The organism is Streptomyces sp. NRRL S-646 (assembly GCF_000720765.1).
Taxonomy (GTDB): domain Bacteria; phylum Actinomycetota; class Actinomycetes; order Streptomycetales; family Streptomycetaceae; genus Streptomyces.
In genome coordinates this window covers 1-1,500 of sequence record NZ_JODC01000080.1, presented here as the reverse complement: position 1 = coordinate 1,500, position 1,500 = coordinate 1, and the positions used below count along the sequence as shown (strand labels likewise).

The window sequence follows — 1,500 nt, the reverse complement described above, 5'->3', positions numbered from 1 at the left end:
ACGCTGCGGGAGCTGGGTCTGGACGAGGCGCACATCGCTTCCTCCCGGGACACGGAGTTCGAGGCGGCGTTCCTGGCGGCGACCGGTGGTCGTGGCATGGATGTCGTACTGGACTCGCTGGCTGGTGAGTTCGTGGATGCGTCGTTGCGGTTGCTGCCGCGTGGTGGGCGTTTCCTGGAGATGGGCAAGACCGACATCCGTGACCCGGAGGCGGTGGCCGCCGAGCACGCGGGCGTGGCCTATCGGGCGTTCGATCTGATGGACGTGGCGCCGGAGCGGATCGGGCAGATGCTGGCCGACCTGGTCGCGCTGTTCGAGGCGGGCGTTCTCAAGCCCCTTCCCGTGACGTGCTGGGATGTGCGGCGCGCCCCCGAAGCCTTCCGGTATGTGTCGCAGGCCCGCCATGTCGGCAAGGTCGTCCTGACCGTCCCGGTGCCGTTGGATCCGGACGGCACGGTGCTGGTGACCGGTGGTACGGGTGGTCTGGGTGCGCTGGTGGCCCGACACCTGGTCACCGAGCATGGAATCCGGCATCTGCTGCTGGCCAGCCGCCGCGGCCTGGAGGCCCCGGGTGCTGGTGAACTCGTCGCTGAACTGGCTGAGTTGGGTGCTCAGGTCGAGGTGGCAGCGGTTGACGTCGCCGACCGCGACCAAGTGGCCGGCGCCCTCGCGGCCATCCCCTCCGGGCACCCGCTGACTGCCGTGGTCCACACGGCCGGCGGCCAACTACGCGGCCGCCAACGCCTTCCTGGACGCCTTCGCCGTCACCCGCCGTTCCTCCGGCCTGCCCGCGACCGCCCTCGCCTGGGGCCCCTGGGCACCGGGTGCGGGCATGACCGCCGAGCTGACCGAGGCGGACCTGCGACGCATGGCACGCGGCGGCATGCAGCCGCTCGCCCCCGAACAAGGTCTGGGGCTGCTCGACGTTGCGCTGGAGCGGGGCGCCGGGTTGGAGCGGGCCGCAGTGTCGCCGATCGACCTCGATCTCGCGGGGCTGCGTCGGCGGGCGGCGGAGGAGGTTCCCGCGCTGCTGCGTGCCCTGGTCCGTGTCCGGGCCCGTCGCAAGGCCGAGGCCGGTACCGGAGCCCACCGGCAGGACGTGAGGACACAGTTGGCGGCCGCTCTGCCGGCCGACCGTGACCGACTCCTGTCCGACTTGGTGCGCGGCGCCGCGGCGGCCGTGCTCGGCCATGCCTCGGCCGCCGACATCGACGCAGACCACACCTTCGATGACCTGGGCTTCGACTCCCTCACCTCGGTCGATCTTTGCAACCGTCTGAACGCCGCCACCGGCATGCGGCTGCCCACCACCCTGATCTTCGACTACCCGACGCCCAGCGCCCTGGTGCGGCACATCAGGACGGAGCTCCTCGGCGGCGAGGAACCGAGTGCATCCGACCTGCTGCCCGCGCCGGCGAGCACGTCCGATGATCCGGTGGTGATCGTGGGGATGGCGTGCCGGTTCCCGGGTGGGGTGGGTTCGCCGGAGGATTTGTGGCG

General features: G+C 71.5%; 1 pseudogene. It reads left to right on the top strand.

Annotated elements, in window-relative coordinates:
* Nucleotides 1–1,500 (top strand): annotated as a pseudogene (locus IH68_RS54885) (SDR family NAD(P)-dependent oxidoreductase); the annotation flags it as partial.